Source organism: Photobacterium phosphoreum, assembly GCF_002954725.1.
Taxonomy (GTDB): Bacteria; Pseudomonadota; Gammaproteobacteria; order Enterobacterales; family Vibrionaceae; genus Photobacterium; species Photobacterium phosphoreum.
Genome location: NZ_MSCQ01000001.1, coordinates 901,325 through 918,400, shown reverse-complemented (window position 1 = coordinate 918,400; position 17,076 = coordinate 901,325). Strand labels below are relative to the sequence as shown.

At 37.5% G+C, this 17,076-nt stretch carries 11 protein-coding genes and 1 riboswitch; of the genes, 4 read left to right on the top strand and 7 right to left on the bottom strand.

Annotation, left to right across the window (positions count from 1 at the left end; genetic code table 11):
* Window positions 1–36 precede the first annotated feature (36 nt).
* Window positions 37–1,971 (top strand): FUSC family protein, encoded by a 1,935-nt coding sequence (locus BTO21_RS04025; protein ID WP_045029386.1) that lies wholly within the window; start codon window positions 37–39, stop codon window positions 1,969–1,971.
* Window positions 1,972–2,058: 87 nt separating this feature from the next.
* Here the strand turns inward: BTO21_RS04025 and BTO21_RS04020 are convergent, their stop codons facing one another.
* The 6 genes from BTO21_RS04020 to BTO21_RS03995 all read right to left on the bottom strand — a co-directional run bounded on the left by BTO21_RS04020 (window position 2,059) and on the right by BTO21_RS03995 (window position 10,643).
* Entirely contained in the window at window positions 2,059–6,588 is a 4,530-nt protein-coding gene (locus tag BTO21_RS04020; protein ID WP_338091005.1) for an SslE/AcfD family lipoprotein zinc metalloprotease, read from the bottom strand.
* Window positions 6,589–6,765: 177 nt separating this feature from the next.
* Complete coding sequence (locus BTO21_RS04015; RefSeq protein WP_045029389.1) at window positions 6,766–7,500, bottom strand: hypothetical protein; 735 nt, start codon at window positions 7,498–7,500, stop codon at window positions 6,766–6,768.
* A 93-nt stretch (window positions 7,501–7,593) separates the two neighbouring features.
* On the bottom strand, window positions 7,594–8,043 hold the full coding sequence (locus BTO21_RS04010; RefSeq protein WP_045029390.1) for a hypothetical protein: 450 nt from the start codon (window positions 8,041–8,043) through the stop codon (window positions 7,594–7,596).
* 64 nt (window positions 8,044–8,107) lie between these two features.
* Window positions 8,108–8,710: an HAD family hydrolase gene (locus BTO21_RS04005; protein ID WP_045029392.1), complete on the bottom strand. Its 603-nt coding sequence runs from the start codon at window positions 8,708–8,710 to the stop codon at window positions 8,108–8,110.
* A gap of 62 nt (window positions 8,711–8,772) precedes the next feature.
* On the bottom strand, window positions 8,773–9,795 hold the full coding sequence (locus tag BTO21_RS04000; RefSeq protein WP_065192840.1) for a J domain-containing protein: 1,023 nt from the start codon (window positions 9,793–9,795) through the stop codon (window positions 8,773–8,775).
* Window positions 9,796–9,869: 74 nt separating this feature from the next.
* Window positions 9,870–10,643: a helix-turn-helix domain-containing protein gene (locus tag BTO21_RS03995; RefSeq protein WP_232572944.1), complete on the bottom strand. Its 774-nt coding sequence runs from the start codon at window positions 10,641–10,643 to the stop codon at window positions 9,870–9,872.
* Between the two features lie 294 nt (window positions 10,644–10,937).
* Here BTO21_RS03995 and BTO21_RS03990 point away from each other — a divergent pair, with 294 nt between their 5' ends.
* Both BTO21_RS03990 and BTO21_RS03985 read left to right on the top strand, forming a co-directional pair.
* Window positions 10,938–12,266, top strand: a complete 1,329-nt coding sequence (locus BTO21_RS03990; RefSeq protein ID WP_082056846.1) for a glycoside hydrolase family 18 protein — start codon at window positions 10,938–10,940, stop codon at window positions 12,264–12,266.
* Between the two features lie 352 nt (window positions 12,267–12,618).
* A riboswitch (glycine riboswitch) is annotated at window positions 12,619–12,716 on the top strand.
* 80 nt (window positions 12,717–12,796) lie between these two features.
* Entirely contained in the window at window positions 12,797–14,197 is a 1,401-nt protein-coding gene (locus tag BTO21_RS03985) for an alanine/glycine:cation symporter family protein (RefSeq protein WP_045029395.1), read from the top strand.
* A gap of 538 nt (window positions 14,198–14,735) precedes the next feature.
* Here the strand turns inward: BTO21_RS03985 and dtpA are convergent.
* Window positions 14,736–16,214: a dipeptide/tripeptide permease DtpA gene (gene dtpA / locus BTO21_RS03975; RefSeq protein WP_105026691.1), complete on the bottom strand. Its 1,479-nt coding sequence runs from the start codon at window positions 16,212–16,214 to the stop codon at window positions 14,736–14,738.
* 528 nt (window positions 16,215–16,742) lie between these two features.
* On the opposite strand from dtpA, the gene BTO21_RS03970 reads away from it, so the two are divergent.
* Entirely contained in the window at window positions 16,743–17,054 is a 312-nt protein-coding gene (locus BTO21_RS03970; RefSeq protein WP_045029397.1) for a high-potential iron-sulfur protein, read from the top strand.
* The last annotated feature ends 22 nt before the right edge of the window (window positions 17,055–17,076 follow it).

Genomic DNA, 17,076 nt, shown 5'->3' with positions numbered 1-17,076 from the left:
TCGTATCTGCGTGTCCACTATTAACAAGCCGCCCTCATGAAAATAACAACGTTAACGACTATGTTTAGCCGCTGGTTTTCCAATGCTGCCGACATTCCTGACTCTATTCGTATTACTATTCCAATGCTGGTGAGCCTAGGCTTATTCTATAGCTTAGGTTTTACCAGTGCAGGAATATCAGGCTTAATCACTGCATGGTTACTTGGCACTCAAGCGCGCAATCTACCCTATTTAAAACGATTACAAATACTGTCGATCTCGGCACTAATTACAGTTATTGCGACCTATTTAGCGTTCTTAGTCTTTGATAATACTTGGCTAAGTGCTATTACGTTATGCTCAATCGCAATTCTCTATGGCTTAATGTCCAATCAACGCCCTCATATTCGCTCATTTGGTTATAATTTTGGCTTTATCTATATTATGGCGATTCATTTTGCTTCGGTAGGTGATAGTTTAACCATTATTATGATGGCCAATATCTTTGCTGGATTATGTGTAACGCTGTCATCGCTTATTTTATGGCCCTTTTTTAAAGGCCGTATTTTGCAACAACATACTGTAACGGTACATAATGCTCTTGCTGATTGGCTTAATGAATTACGTTTTTCTGATAATGACGCTCAGCTAGCGACGAGACGGCAGTTCTTTTACCAAAGTGCACATAATTTAGCCTATTTCAGCAACTCTGTTTCATCTCCTAAACGTGCTTTACAAATAAAAATAGAATTACAACGTTTATTAGAAATGTCTGAATATATTATTTGTTTAGAACGAGTACTCAGTTTTGATCTTCACCAAACGACACGAGTACGATTATTTAAATGGATAGAAATAACAGTTGAACAATTAAAGAACAATCAACAAATTACTGAGACATTTGCGACTAACGAATATAAAAATACACCATATATTATTGATATAATAGAAAAATTCAAACGTTGCTATAATTTCGACACGTTTTCAACACCCGATTACAGTAAAAATATTTATTTATTCACCAGCGATAGCGCTGCATTTATTAGTGATTTTTGTCATGCGATTAAAGCTAATTCTAAAGAATGGCGTCATGCCGGTAAGATTGCTATAACGCTCGCTGTTACACAATTTTTAACCGAGTTTTATCACCTTCCCCAGGGCTATTGGATCTCATTAACAGCCTTTATTGTGTTATTAACCTCTTCAATGGCAGTAACTAACCATCGTATTTGGAACCGTTTCTCTGGTACTGCTTTAGGTGGGATTTACTGCTTTATCTGTTTGTATTTCGTATCGGCGCAACACCTTATATTACTGACCAGTATTTCCGTCTTTTTTGCCTTTACGTCGTATCATAAAGAACGTTATGACATTCATGTATTCTGGCTAACATCAATGATTGTGTTCGCGATTAGCTTGTTATCTCCCGATAATACTTATGTGTCTTTTTATCGTATTATCGATACTCTTTTTGGGGTAACTATTGCATTTTCAGTGAACTATTTTATTGCGCCAAGTTGGACCATGACATGGTTAGATCGCCACACTGCCAGCATGATAAAATCTCAAATCTTATATGTTGCGGTATTAGATAAGCCTCAATGGGAACAAAAAATCAACTTATACCAAAGCCAACAACGCTATTATGCGTTAAACGGTGAAGTGATGAATTTACTCAAAGAGCCTAATTTAAGCCCTCGTACCTCAAAAGATTGGTTAAGTTTGTTGGTTTTAATTCGTCGTCTAAATGATAGCTTACTACTAGCAACAAAATTAGGGATTCAATCAGATAAACCACAATCTACAGCACGTTGGGTCAATCAATTGCAATGGGTAAAACAAACATTCCCTGATCGTTGTAAGCATGGCGAAATGCCACCATTCAATACTGAAACGACACCGATCCCTGAAGATATGTTATGTGCATTAATTGAAAAAGATATTCAACAGCTTACCGCGTGGATGCTATATCAGCGAGCTTTTGTGGTGTAGCAAACGTGACATTTAGTTATTAGTAAAAAAACCGCGCATCATTCAGATACGCGGTTTTATTTTTTTCGATGTATATCTTGACGTTATTTAATTCACTGTCACTGAATTAATTTGTAATGGATCATGCTTTGGTGCATCAAGATTTAATGCTTTGACTGCCGCACGACCCGCAGATGTAATGCCCCCTTCATAAGAAGGTTCTGTCGCACCAGGGATCATATAAGCTTTTGAACCTGGCGACCAAGCACTAAAGAAGCCACTTAAATCAGTTTGTGCTGCATAAGATGCACATACCATGAGTTGATCACCTTTACTCAAACCTTGCATTGATTGACAAGCATTAGGTGTCGGTAATTGCATATTTTCTTCTAAGCCACCACGTTTTAGGCGATGCATTAGTTTAAATAAATTCCAACCCTTCATGCCATTAACATCAGTGACATAATAACTTGGCAATTTACCAGTAATGGCCTTCGTAATATCGAACTCAGTTTCAGCCCACTCTTTTAATTGAGCAAACATCACTAATCGTTCACCATTACCACCAGCAGCCCAAGCATTGGGTGCTTCTAAGTTAACAAAAGCAGGTGCCATGCGAATATCTTGCTCTACGCGCGCCATTTTACCAAGATGTTTATCCTGCATATAAAGTGCAAGAATATTGTTAGTAACCTCGGTTGAACCTTCAACACTAAATGGTGCTTCAGCTGCGTTATGACCGACTTCATGCCATAACAACCAGCTATTTAATGGTGACATTTTAATATCACTGCTGTTGCTTTCGAAGCTGATGTTCATTACTGGATAACCAGAGTGTGCTGCACCAATAGAAATAGCGACATCATTAACCACATGATGCTTATTATTAGGCAATGTCGTATCTGTTACTTTACGATGATGCCCTGTCCCAACTTCATCTCGCGCATAAAAATCATTTAAATCTTCGGCAAAAATATCCAACTCTTGCGCAAATTGCTGTGGGCTACCACCATAATTACTCGCTTGTAGATTTTTTGACGCAGCAGTATAAATAAAGCTATTCGATTCAATTTCACCGATTGGAGCCACTGAATCTTGAGGGTTTACCCAAGCATTATCTTTATACCATGGTGCAGCAACGGTTCCATTTAGATTAACCGTTACATTCCCTGTTTCATTGCCTGATACATAAATCAAACCACCGTACGGCGCGGTAAACGTTTCAGATCCACCAGCAGGCAATGTGAATGACTTAGAAACACGCGGTGGGCGTTGTAGACCCAACTCATGCTTTTCACGTCCAGTTAGATCGTCAGCTAAAGCCACAGTAATTGTCACTGGGTTACTATTTCCTTGTACTGAAATAGTAAATGGCTGATGTGCCACAGCCCATTGACCTGTTGATTGACGATTACCCGCGTACCATGCAACGGTATTACTCGATAAATCAACATCCACATTGGCTGACGATGAACCTTTGGCTTCACCCGGATATTGACGAATATCGGCTTTAATATCTAAATCAAAATATGAACGGCCCAGCATTAAGCGTGTTAATGGTTTTTCCATATAGTTAAGCGGATAGCTTGGGTTCATCCAACCTTGATAGTCAGCATTAACATCACTCTTCGCACCATAAACCATGTTGTTATCAACAAGACTTTGACCTAACTCTGCACTACACGCAGTTTGACTATCGGCTGTATCACCATAACAATTTAGGAATTCAGTAAAACGTTTAAAGCCTAATTCATCATTATTAACACCAGACTCATAACGGTAATCAAGATCATTCCACAGCCATACCGTCATATTTTGGTAAATACGATTGAGATCAACACTGTTTAGACGCTCACCTTGTTTTCCTTTAGTGCGAAAATACAATTCATGCTGATATAAACGTTCGATATTAGTACCAAGATCGGCTGCTTTCACCATCGCTTTCGCAGTCGCTTCATTGAGATCTAATTCTTGGTAACGCGGTGTATACATGCCACCATCAGTCGCAATACCTGTCTCTGGTCGGTATTCTAAGCAGTTAACCTCATAGTGGTAATCGCTAAGCTGGCACTCCTGATAACCAAACTTCCCATCACTAAATACTGTCAACAATTTTTGTTTTTCAGCATCAATTTCTGACGATGTTTTTTTAACCCATTTTTTATCGACAATTTTCATTGAATCAATAAATGCAACAACTGTTTCGTTTTCGTCTTTATCATTAATAATGGTTTTCTTTGCAACTTCTAATGTTGGCTTATCATCGGGTTTATTATTGGTAATGAAATCCCAAGTAACGATGCCATCTTTAATTGTATACGGTGGTTTTATCTCGCCGCTAGCTCCGTCTTTTGTTGACTCATAACGTTCAATGATCCAAAAACCATGTTCACGCTGTTCACGTACACGATCAGGATAACCATTAGGGCCACTATTAATCACTGAGAGTCCATTAAGTGCTAAGCCCGCACCATCTAATAAACGCGCAAAATCGTCTTTAGGTTGAGAAGCAATACTTTCCATAATAAGTATATTGCCACCACGCTCAACATAGCTGAGTAAACCAGAGACATCCAGCTCTGTCAGTTTCGGCTTACTGATATCAGCAATGGTCGGAATAGTATAATCACTTGTAATAGCATTAAATTCATATCCATTAAGAATCACTAACGGCATTGTTTCAGGATCAACCGAACTAAAATCAGCAACTTGTTCAATATTTAAATTAAAACGTTTATCTGCTTTAAATTCTGCTGAACGACCAAGCTGTTGCCCTGCTTGACGGAAATAAACATGTGATATATTGGTTCCAACAGTAATAGGCGCAGCAGAATTACTATAACTCTCACCTAATAAATAACGGAAAGTATTAGTAAAGAAGTTACCCATATCTGGGCTATCCATTGAATCAGCATCGCGCTGGCTACATACTCCATTATTATCAACACTACCGTCCCAACTATAGTTATCAGGACATACCAAAATACTGTTATAGCGGTTATGACCCACCATCATAACTTTACCGGTTCCTAACTCACCGATACTGATAAAAGGTAAGTTAAACGTTGCAGTCTCTGCTCCAACATTTTCTGGAACAACTTTTGATGGCGCTTCGGTGATATACGCTAGGCTCTTTTCATCCCATGCTTTTTTATCACCAAACTTGATCCAATAGTTATTATCATTACGCGCCATTAAGATTGGAAAAGCACGATTAGATATATTGATCGAACTTTGACCTCGAGCACCACCAGAACTACCATAAAACCAGGTTGAATCAGTAAATACGTGGAATTTATTAACGGGTTTCCAGCCAGCTGTAACTGCGTCAGCCCCTGCACCCCAAAGCTTATTAATATCAGCTTGAATATTTTGCTCTGGTACTGTTGCAGTACGCGGAAAAGACAATGGCGAAAACAACAGGTTTGATTTACACGTTTCACCGCAAATTGCGCTATCAATCTGTTGTGCTAAACCTGATTCAAATTGCTTATCAAATTCACCAACAACAGGTTTTAACTGACCAGTACCATTATCTAATTCTACTGACTCAGAAAGCTCGATATTTAACGCTTCATTAATCACATTAGGGTATTGAGCAAATACATTATGAACACGCTCAGAAATCTGAATATGATCAGTAGCGTCAGAATAACGTTGTAATAAGCGAGCAATATTACGACCAGCATGCCCTTCGGCTAAATCTGTCACCGTAAATTGGGTTTTATTGGCTTTAAGTTCACCTAATTCAAAGGTATCAATACCAAAAGCAACACTTTCGCCCCAGCTAAAGCTAAATTTACCGCCATCATCAGTTTGTCCACGCCCAGATGGGCTGTAATAGTCAACACCGACAATAGGCTGACCATCTAAATCCCGTAAAAAACCTTCTGTTAAAATTACTTTAGTTGGCTGGTAACCTAAATTTTTCTCAGCATTAGCACTTACAAAGCCACTGTTTAAATCATTACTCGTTCCTGGCGTTACAGCAGGCTGAGATTCGGGTTCATGGGTTGATGGTTTACTATCAGTTTCTGTACTTTCATCTAGCTTATCGCTAATTAGAGCACTAAATTCAGCAGTTGGCAGCAATATGTCATCAGAATTATAGAAATTACCAAACCGTAATTGATCAATAGCTGATAACTTAAAATCAATCACTTTACCACTAACAACCGCCATTTTATTCAATAATGCTTGTGTATTAGCAACTGCATTTTGACGTTGGATATCATCAGCAAAAGCAACAAAGCGATCTGATTCAGCAAGTGTTAATAATTTGATTTTTTCTTTAGAGCCAGACTTAGTTGTTTGCAATTGAACATCAGTAAACGTCGCTAATTTGATATTCTCAAATGAACAGTCGATAGTATCATCATGCGTGATGACAAACTCTGTCGCAGGCGAATCATTACAGATAACACTCGCACCAAAATTCATATCACCATTAAGCGAGAACACACCTGTCGCAGACGGCTTGTCAGGGTTAACATCAGGATCAACAGGCGGTGTTATATCAGGTTTCCCCGGCTCAACCACTGGCGGTGGAGGAATAGGATCACTTGAATCACTACCACCATTACACCCCATCAACAGAGCTGATGATATAGCCAATACGATTAATTTTTTCTTGGTCACAAGTAACATCCAATAAGTAATTATTATTCTATCTATAAGATGTATATAATTAATTATCGCTATAAGCAATCACATTCATCGTAAAAAAACATAATTCTTAAAATAACGAATAAAAACCGTAACCAGCTGAAAATATTGAATTAAAAAATTACACATTGAAACAATTTGACACATCAATCACGGGTAAGTCGCGACAGTTTTATCTTTGGTATTCACCGTTAAATAAAAATCATTTTCTGATTCATCATATCGATTAAAACTAAATAAAAAACATTGCTGACAATCAAAAATCGGCTGAGAGTAATTCAGCGCTAAGTTACTCCCACCATTGCGATAATATTTACTATCCAATGCGAGCCCGACAGCGATTAATGCTTGTTGACGGTTATTAAACTCAGAGGCTTTCGTTAAATCCGTTTGATAAGTGCCTGCAACATACTCAATACGATACATTTTATTATCAGCAGCCATCAAAATATCACGCCAACCGTTATGTGATTCATCTGCCATTAAAATCGGCCGATAAATACTTTTCCAATACGCTAATTTTTTCTGGGTGTGACTAAAAAGATAGCCCTGACAACCTTTAGAAGTACAGAAATCATCTGTTTGCATAATAATAAACACTTCATCACTGCCATCATTATTTAAATCCGCATATCCATAATGGTATGGAAGTAATCCCTTTTCAGTCGTAGGTAAAACCTGATCGGGTTTTACTATATATTTACGTACAATTTCAGCCACAAATGTTGCACGCTCTTTGTCATTGTCTAAATAAATTGAATCTTTTGTTTCTTTCAGTAAATGATTATTACGCATTCTATCTGTAGTCATTACGACAACAACTAATACAACCGCAAATAATAAATATAACGCCCCATATTTAATCATCCCGATACCTTTCGTCACCCACCCTCTTTAGTGTACTAACTGTAATTCATTTTTGCTGACTCTATAGTAATAAAAAACCGTTAACGACCAAGTCATCTAACGGTTATTGTATTAGCCATTCAAACTCTTTTTTCTCATCCCTTTGGGTTCATCAATCACTCGTCGATGCCAAATAGAATAATGCCTTAGCCCTGCAGGCCCATGAGCAATAAACACTGAAAGTAATAAAACGGTAATATAAATATTAGGTTGTTGCTGTGGAAGTAAAATAATTGAAGCCAGTAATCCTAACTTAAGAAACGTTAGTACCCCTTTAAGCTGAATTAACCATAATTTTGAACGATAAATTTCTTGTACCATCATTAGTACACCACTGCACATTGCTAATAGCCACCAGTTAAGCCATAACGTTTTATCTAGATGAAAAATAAAGCCACCACTAGAGATAGCAATACCTAAAATATGGGCAGCTCGAATAGCGGTTTTACTTAAACGCTGAATCCAAAAATGGGTTTCAGATAATGGATGCTGAGATTGCTTGCGCGATGAATGTTTAGTCATTATGACATCACTGTAAAGTAAAAAAACGCCGCCAGCATAACCTATTTATTTGCGAGACTAAACGCTATCGTTTAAACGATCTAAACTCATGGATAATACCATCCTGAACGCGATAACAATCCATCCCTGCAGCATGTGCGGCTTGACAACCTAATTCTGTATCTTCAAACACTACACACTGTGATGCAGGCACACCGAGTAACCGTGCTGCTTCCAAAAAGGTATCGGGGAAAGGTTTATGTCGTTGGACATCATTAGCCGTTACGACAACATCGACCAATGGCAAAATAGCTAACGTCGTCAGTATCTCTATTGCGTGATGACGGTAGCACCCGGTGCCAATCGCAATTTTTTTATTGAATGCTTTTTGCTGTTGTAATATTGATAATGTGGCAGCAATAACGTCACCTTTATTCTTTATTTCATCAAAATGACACAGTTTAGAGGTCACTAATAACTGTGGATCTGCATCAATATTGTATTTTTGTAATAATGCTACCGCTGTATTGATCGTTGGTGATCCTCCCATGGAGTAAAACCAATCTGGTTCAAACGGTAATTCAAAATCAGCACATGTTTGTTGCCATGCCTTAACGTGAGCTGGCATCGAATCAACCAAAGTGCCATCCATATCAAAAATAATGCCTTGGTATGACGATAAGTCCATTTAATACTCCTTGATTGAATGTGTTGCTTATAGCCTCAAATGGCAAATAATAATGATAGCGATTAAAAAGGTACGGTATTATTACATACTGACGCCAACGCCAATGAACTTGATTTATAACCATTATTACTAAATATATTCTTATTAATACTTAAACTCTGACTATTGAGCCACTGTTGATGACTTGATCCATTACCATACGGTATTCTATACACTGAAAATTGACGGTCATTAGCACTAAATATTAAATTAGCAGGCACTCGAGTCGAATGATGAGTACGGTTAAAATAATAGCTAAAAGTCCCCTCACAATCTTTAACTATATAAGAACCATCAATACTACGAACTGCAATATAGGGTTGCCGCGTTCCTTCATAGTAACGCTGTTGCCATAATCCTACCGTATCCGTCATCATTATTTTATCCGCATTATTAACCACATCGACATTGGCTACAGTTGCGGGCTGCGTGGTACTAACACTCTTGACTTGAACGGTAACAGGCACCGGTAGTAAGACTAAAGATGGAGAATGTTGGGCCTGATAATACCAAATCCCGCCACCAGCTAACATGATAATAACCAAAGCAGCAGAAACCATTGCAATGCATTTTTTTTTAAATGTATTTTCAGATAAACAGCCATTGCTTTCACTGCTGTCTATTTGACGTTGTAATAGTACCAACTGCTCATTGAGGCCATTATTAGTTGTTTGCAATAATACCAACGTTTGTCTTGCACGATTTTCACCAGCATTATATGCATGTCCAACCTCTTGTTGATACCGCTCAATCAATGCTTGCAACTGCGTTTTTTCTTTTATTAATAATGTAACTTGTTTTTTTAAATCAACTGTTTGTTGCTGTTGTGCTTTATTATTAAGATCCCTTTGAATTGTTACCTCAGAGCATTTTTTATTACCATTTCCTTTACTTACTTGTTGATAAGCCAAACTCAATATTCGCATTAATGCTTGAGAGCCCTCTTTATCTGGGTGTAACTTCATTGATAATTGACGATACTTTTTCTTTATTTCTGCTTTAGAGCAGTTATCATCAGTACCCAGTAATTCATGAAATGTTGTCATTAATCAGATCATCAAAAGAAAGATACAATAATTATAAACAACTCCGCTATAACCTGTAAATGACCATCAAGTTACTATGATTCTTTATAATTATTTGAACGGAATTTTCCTGGTGAACATCCAATATGTTTTTTAAAAACTCGCGAGAAATAAGAAACATCTTTAAATCCTGCCGACGTTGCAACTGACGCTATTTTTTCATGATCAGCACTAAGTAATCCACAAGCTAAATCTAGCCGCTTTTGAATAATATATTGTTTTAGTGTGACACCCATAGTGGTATGAAATAAACGAGAAAAATAGGTCGCTGAAAAATCACAGGCTTTTGCTAATTCTTCTTCGCGTAATGGCGCACTAATATCATTATCAATAATAGATAGTGCCGGTAATATAGAACGTTCACGCTGTGATATATCATCACCGATAACAATTTCTTCTTTATGCGTATGCAAACGGCTGAGACAACTATCTATTTTTTGTCTATTCGCACTAGCAACCAAAATATCTTCTGCACCAGCACGCAGTGCAACAACCGCTAACTCTGAATCTAACTCATGGTAAACAACGACAATTTTCACAATGGGATAACGCTGTTTGATAATTCTCAATAATTTAAAGCCGTTAGATTGTGAATTTTCAATTTCAATAAAAATCAATTCATATCCAGTCATCGTTAATAACAACTCATAAGGTGATACTTCTGACACATTATGATATTTAACAAGATTATTTTTAACGCTGGTATATTTCGCTTTATAGCAGCAATTAACCCAAATCACATTACCCCCAAACATCACTGCCAACGCACTTCGTTCTCCAACGTTGCGTCTTAAATATAAACAACTCATTTATACCTTTAAATAAGAAGATAATTACATGCTATTAATAAAGTAATTTACAATGGCCTTATTTGTTGTTCTAAATATTAGATTCTATCAATATTCTTATATTGTATGCCAATAGGAAATATAACTATCATTATCAAACCTAAAAATCCCAGCAGAAAATATTAGCTTATGTTCATATTAAATACATGATATTAATTTTGTGATTAATATCAAATAACAACAAAAATGCACGTATGTTTTTTTGTTAATATAGTCAATAATATACAGTCTATTTATAATTTGATTAATACGTAAATGATTCTTTTCTCTACCACAATGCGTGTATTCTCTGTCTGTTTTCTTTTAGCTTGCGGGTTTTTCTCTCAAATAAACCCTAGCTATGCTACTGAGCATAACCGCACCTATGTTGTTGCGGCTTATTTCCCTGATTGGAAAGTCTATACACCCAACAATCCCTATTCGGCAAGCATGATCCCTGCTGAGAAGTTAACCCATCTTATCTATGCATTTTTAGCCGCTTGTGGTCCGGTTGATTCATCTCCAGAGAACATCAAAAAAATAATTAAGACCCAGTGTGCAGATAAACCAATTGGAACCGCTATTATTTTAGATGAATATGCAGCCTTACAAATAAAGCTCGCAGGTGAAACAGCAACTAGCGTTAGCTATAAAGGCAATTTTGGTCAATTAAAAGCATTATCGAATAAATATCCACATTTAAGTATTTTACCGAGCTTTGGTGGATGGACACTATCAGAACCTTTCCATACTATTGCTGTTGATCCAACTTATCGACAAACATTTATTAATACAGCAGTAGCTTTAATCACGAAATATGATTTTTTTGATGGAATTCAAATCGATTGGGAATATCCTGGCGGGCATGGCCTATCGGGTAAAGGGCGTAATCAAATCACCCAAGAACGAGAAGCCTATAGTCTTTTAATTGAAGAACTGCGCCAAAAATTGGACAACTTAGGACGTAAAAATAACCGCCACTATCAACTTTCAGCGGCTATCAGTGCAGACACTAAAACCTTACCGGGTATTGATTGGGCTAATGTCTCTAGACATTTAGATCAACTTTATTTGATGAGTTTTGATTTTTTAGGTAACTGGAGTCAAGTTGTTGGACACCACAGTAATTTATACAGCACACCCAATACGCCGAATAACATTTCTGTCGAGAATCTAGTTAACGTTCTGATCAAAAAACAAGTGACTAAAAAGAAAATCATTATTGGCAGCCCTTTTTATGGTAGAGGATGGCAAGGTGTTGATTTTATATCTTCGACTAAACTCGAAAATCTGAGTAGTCTAGGAGGGTTACGTAAAGGATCAGATATTAAAGATCCTGGATATTTTAACTACAATGACATCAGTAAATATTTTCTTAAAAACCCTAACCTCGGCTACCGTTATTACTATGATGAACATGCAGAAGCGGCTGTTCTTTATAATCAAAAAAACAAAGAATATATTAGTTTTGAAGATAAACGTTCACTCAAGGCAAAAGCCGATTATGTAAAACAACATGAGCTTGGTGGCGTTTTTGGTTGGGAAATCACCTCAGACGCTAATAATGAATTAATCTCCGTTCTTGATGCCACTTTAAACCCTTAACATTTGCGCGCAAATAATAACCACGAGGAATAATGCTGAAATAACGCCCTTCTTTTTAATTGGCTTATTTTTATACGGAATATTCCTTTTGTTATCCGCTAACGCTTATTTTATTTAGCCAGTGGTTTTTTTTTGATTTTTTTGCTGACAATCACATTTTTATCCCCTAACATTGCAGCCGAAATGAGTTCCGATGAAGGTAGCAGGAGAGCGGCCATTGACGAATGCCATACGGCATCACACGTCGGCCCGCCGAAGAAGTAAGCGAAAAACGACATGATCCCATTATGTTTTGATTCGTAAATCTTTCAGGCACCAGGTTGCAGTAATGCAATAGGTATGGACTGTTATTGGAGGAGCCTCTGGAGAGACTCGTTAAATCGAGCGCCGAAGGAGCAAACCGTAGCAAATTACGGTGAAACTCTCAGGCAAAAGGACAGAGGAGATAAGAGCAGCAACAAGAAGCCATTCTGTAACTAACACTTACCTGTTGTTCTATATCTCTTCCTTTGTACGTTGAAGGAGGAATAATGAATCCACTACATGACACAATTTTTAATTTTCTACGCACATTAGATAGCTTTGTTTGGGGACCGCCCTTATTAATTTTATTAGTAGGTACCGGTTTATATCTTACGATTCGACTTGGTTTTATCCAGATCCGTTATCTACCACTCGCATTGCAATATGTGTTTGGTGGTAAAAAAGATCCAGATAGCACCGGTGAAGGTGATGTATCAAGCTTTGCTGCATTGTGTACTGCTTTATCTGCCACAATAGGTACAGGTAATATTGTGGGCGTTGCAACCGCAATCAAATTAGGTGGCCCAGGCGCACTTTTTTGGATGTGGCTTGCGGCTTTATTTGGCATGGCAACAAAATATGCAGAATGTTTATTAGCTGTTAAATACCGTGAAATTGATGCTAATGGTCAAATTCTTGGTGGTCCAATGTACTACCTTGAAAAAGGCGTTGGTAGCAAATGGCTGGCTAAACTGTTTGCCGTTTTTGCTGTTGGTGTTGCGTGTTTTGGTATCGGCACATTCCCACAAGCAAATGCGATTGTAGAAGCTGCGCATATTTCATTTAGTGCACCCAAAGAAATAACGGTTGTTATCTTAACCCTATTAGTTGCGACAGTAACTTTAGGCGGTATTCAGTCAATTTCAAAAGTAGCAAGTACCGTTGTACCACTGATGGCTGGTTTTTATATCATTGCTTGCTTAATTGTTTTAGGCACTAATTTCCATGCCTTACCTGCAGCGATTGAAACAGTTATTCAATCCGCTTTTACAGGTCACGCTGCCACAGGTGGTTTTGTAGGCGCAGGTATGATGTTAGCAATTCAATCGGGTATTGCACGCGGTGTATTCTCAAATGAATCAGGCCTAGGTAGCGCCCCGATTGCAGCAGCGGCGGCACAAACTAACTCATGTGTGCGTCAAGGCTTAGTATCAATGACGGGAACCTTCTTTGATACCATCATTATTTGTACAATGACCGGCTTAACCCTTGTGGTTACGGGGTCATGGACAGGTGATTTTGCTGGCGCAACAATGACAACCCATGCTTTTGCAACGGGATTGCATTCTGAGTATTACGGTCCATTAATGGTCTCTATTGGCTTAATGTTCTTCGCCTTTACGACTATTTTGGGTTGGAACTACTACGGCGAACGCTGTATTACATACTTATTTGGTGTAAAAGCTATTATGCCTTACAAGTTAGTATTCTTAGTGCTTATTGCCAGTGGCGCCTTCATGCAGTTGGATATGATTTGGGTTATTGCTGATATTGTTAATGGTCTAATGGCTATTCCAAACCTGATTGGTTTAGTGATGCTACGCCATGTTGTTATTGATGAAACCCAGCAATACTTTGCAAGTTTAAAATTGCAACGTGAAAATAACAGTCCAATCTCAGTTCAGTAATTAGCACCCAATAAAAAAGCCTCAGTTCATCACTGCAGAAGTGAAGTGATACTGAGGCTTTTTTGTTTGTTGTTAATATTAGTACTTATTAAACGGCTTCTCGCTTGCCATGAGCGATTCATATTATATCTTACCCTCTTATCAACCTTTCTTACTTATCCTTCTGTATCGCATTCTCTGGCTCTTCAGCAGCAACACCAATATAATTCAGTATCTAGATATAATGGCTGAAGTGGCATAGTTAATTTGTCTAAATAAATACAGCCGAATGATCTCTTTTCAGTTTAATTTAAATTTATGGCACTTCTCTGGCTTCGACCAAAATAAAGAGTACAAATAACCCTGTAATTATACGATAACGATAGATGATTCAACGATACACCCTGCTCTCCCTGCTCTCCCTGCTCTCCCTGCTCTCCCTGCTCTCCCTGCTCTCCCTGCTCTCCCTGCTCTGCATTATTACACCCAAATAAAAACGGATGCCAATGACTTGATCAGTCGGCATCCGTTTTATTTAAACCTGTCACCTTCGCAATAATTATGCAGTCGTAACCTTTGCAGGTGTATCTTCACCACGCATAACACGGGTTAACTTAGGTGCAATAATCATCGTGAAAATAGCAATACCAGCAGTAGAGTAACCAATAATACCGAAGACATGGCTATATAACATTAGCGTTTGGTGAGGTTCAATTACATTTGCAGGTGCCGCTGTTAACGTTGCAACCCAGCCTGCAATAACGGCTGCTGTTGCTGATGTTAAGAACCACATCCCCATTGCAAAACCCATCATTCGTTGTGGTACAAGCTGAGCAACCATCGCTAAACCAAGACCCGATACGAATAACTCACCAATAGATTGGAAGCCATAAGAAAGAATCAACCAATTTGAATCTACAATACCGTCACTGTTAGCAAAATGAGCACCAAGTACTAACACTAAGAATGACAAGCTACATAGCACCATACCTAGTGCGAACTTAAATGGCATTGAAAAACGATCGCCATATTTATTGTAAACCATCGCTAACACAGGACTCGCAATCATAATCCATAATGGGTTAAGAGCTTGAAACTGTTCTGGCGCAACATGTATACCAAATAAGTCATGTGAAATATTATGGATCGCAAAGAAGTTAAGCGATGTTGGCATTTGGAAGTAAAGAACGAAAAATACAATACCTTGCAACATCAACACAAAAGCAACAAACATTTTTGCGCGCTCAATGCCCGAGGTTGAGAAGAGTTCTTTAAAATATAACCCAACAATTGTACTACCAACCACAATCAAAATAGCATGTGCATAAAATAGATGTTGCAACAAAATCGCACTGACAAAACTCAATATAATGGCACCGACTAAAACACCTAAATAGTATATTTTATTAACCGGTTTCATATCAGGCTTAGAGCCAACACTTTTTACAATATGGCCACTAATATAGAAATTGATAAGTGTAATAACCAAACCTGCCGCACTTACACCAAAAGCAATGTCATAACCAAATTTTTCTGCAATCCATGGCGATAATAGCATCGAAAAAAACGAACCTAAGTTGATTGCCATGTAGTACATTGTGAATGCACCATCTAAGCGAGGATCATTTTCACCGTACACTTTCGCTAATAAACTTGAAGGGTTAGCTTTAAATAAGCCATTACCCATGGTAATAAAGCCCATGGCTATATAAATAAGATCTGAACCGCCATAGCCACTAGTTGCTGATAAACCTAGTAACGCATAACCAACAACAAGTACCATCGCACCTAATTTGATGGTTCTTTTGGTTCCTAGAACCTTGTCTCCTACCCATCCACCGATAGCAACAGAGCCATAAACTAAGGCTGAGAATGCACCAAATAATGTAAAAGAAGCGGTCTCTGACATACCAAGAATTTTAACCATATACACAGTTAAAATAGCTTGCATGCCATAGAAACCAAAACGTTCCCAGAATTCAATTGAAAATATCAAATAGAACGGTTTTGGCTGTTTGAATACGTTCTCGTCAGACATATGCTGTTTCCTTGCAAGGTTTCAAGTAAAACTAATCTAACAACGTATATTTCTTATCCGTTATTTCGCCCCAATGTGAAATAACAAGAGTAATATCGCTATAACGTTTTATTAGTAATGAATATAAATAAAAAGCAGTTAATAATTATTATGCATTTTCTTACATTAAGACTGAAATAAAACAATAAATAAAGACACCGAAAATGAAATATTAAATACCACTAAAGGATATTTATTTAAATAACATTATAAACAATAAGTTATAGCATTAAAACATCGTTCAAATATGCTGTTTTATATTATTCGCATTTATTTAGCAGATAAATATAATTACAACCAAATGATAATAATAATCACTATCACAAGCAGGCCTGCAAATAACACCTCTTCTGGTTTGTTTAATTCCTCTATACTATTATTTATACAAGCTAATATCTGTAATGTTATAAATTACGATCAGGACGCTTATTTTTACTTATATCGGCAATGCCAATAAAATTATTCAATATAACGAATAAGGAAAGGATCATGATCAAAAAATCATCACGACGACGCTTTCTACAATTAACGGCTGGCGGTATTATTGGCTTAACGCTAGGTAATAAATTAATTATACGATCTGTTCATGCAGATGAACTTCCTCACCTAGAAGAAAACAACCCACAAGCCAGCACGTTAAAATATGTTAATAATTCAAAAGTTAAAGGTCAGCAATGTAAAAACTGCCTCTTAATTCGAAATACATCCAATGATAGTGATTGGCAACCTTGCGCCATATTCCCAGGAAAGTCAGTTAATATGAATGGTTGGTGCTCTGCCTATGCCCCCAAACCTGCGTAGGCTTTCCATATTAAAAATGCCT

What these genes read in the sequence shown, in the direction of transcription:
- BTO21_RS04025 (WP_045029386.1), top strand. Translation starts at nt 37, where the DNA reads ATGAAAATAACAACGTTAACGACTATGTTTAGCCGCTGGTTTTCCAAT.
- BTO21_RS04010 (WP_045029390.1), bottom strand. Translation starts at nt 8,043, where the DNA reads ATGACTAAACATTCATCGCGCAAGCAATCTCAGCATCCATTATCTGAA.
- BTO21_RS04005 (WP_045029392.1), bottom strand. Translation starts at nt 8,710, where the DNA reads ATGGACTTATCGTCATACCAAGGCATTATTTTTGATATGGATGGCACT.
- BTO21_RS04000 (WP_065192840.1), bottom strand. Translation starts at nt 9,795, where the DNA reads ATGACAACATTTCATGAATTACTGGGTACTGATGATAACTGCTCTAAA.
- BTO21_RS03995 (WP_232572944.1), bottom strand. Translation starts at nt 10,643, where the DNA reads ATGAGTTGTTTATATTTAAGACGCAACGTTGGAGAACGAAGTGCGTTG.
- BTO21_RS03990 (WP_082056846.1), top strand. Translation starts at nt 10,938, where the DNA reads ATGATTCTTTTCTCTACCACAATGCGTGTATTCTCTGTCTGTTTTCTT.
- BTO21_RS03985 (WP_045029395.1), top strand. Translation starts at nt 12,797, where the DNA reads ATGAATCCACTACATGACACAATTTTTAATTTTCTACGCACATTAGAT.
- dtpA (WP_105026691.1), bottom strand. Translation starts at nt 16,214, where the DNA reads ATGTCTGACGAGAACGTATTCAAACAGCCAAAACCGTTCTATTTGATA.
- BTO21_RS03970 (WP_045029397.1), top strand. Translation starts at nt 16,743, where the DNA reads ATGATCAAAAAATCATCACGACGACGCTTTCTACAATTAACGGCTGGC.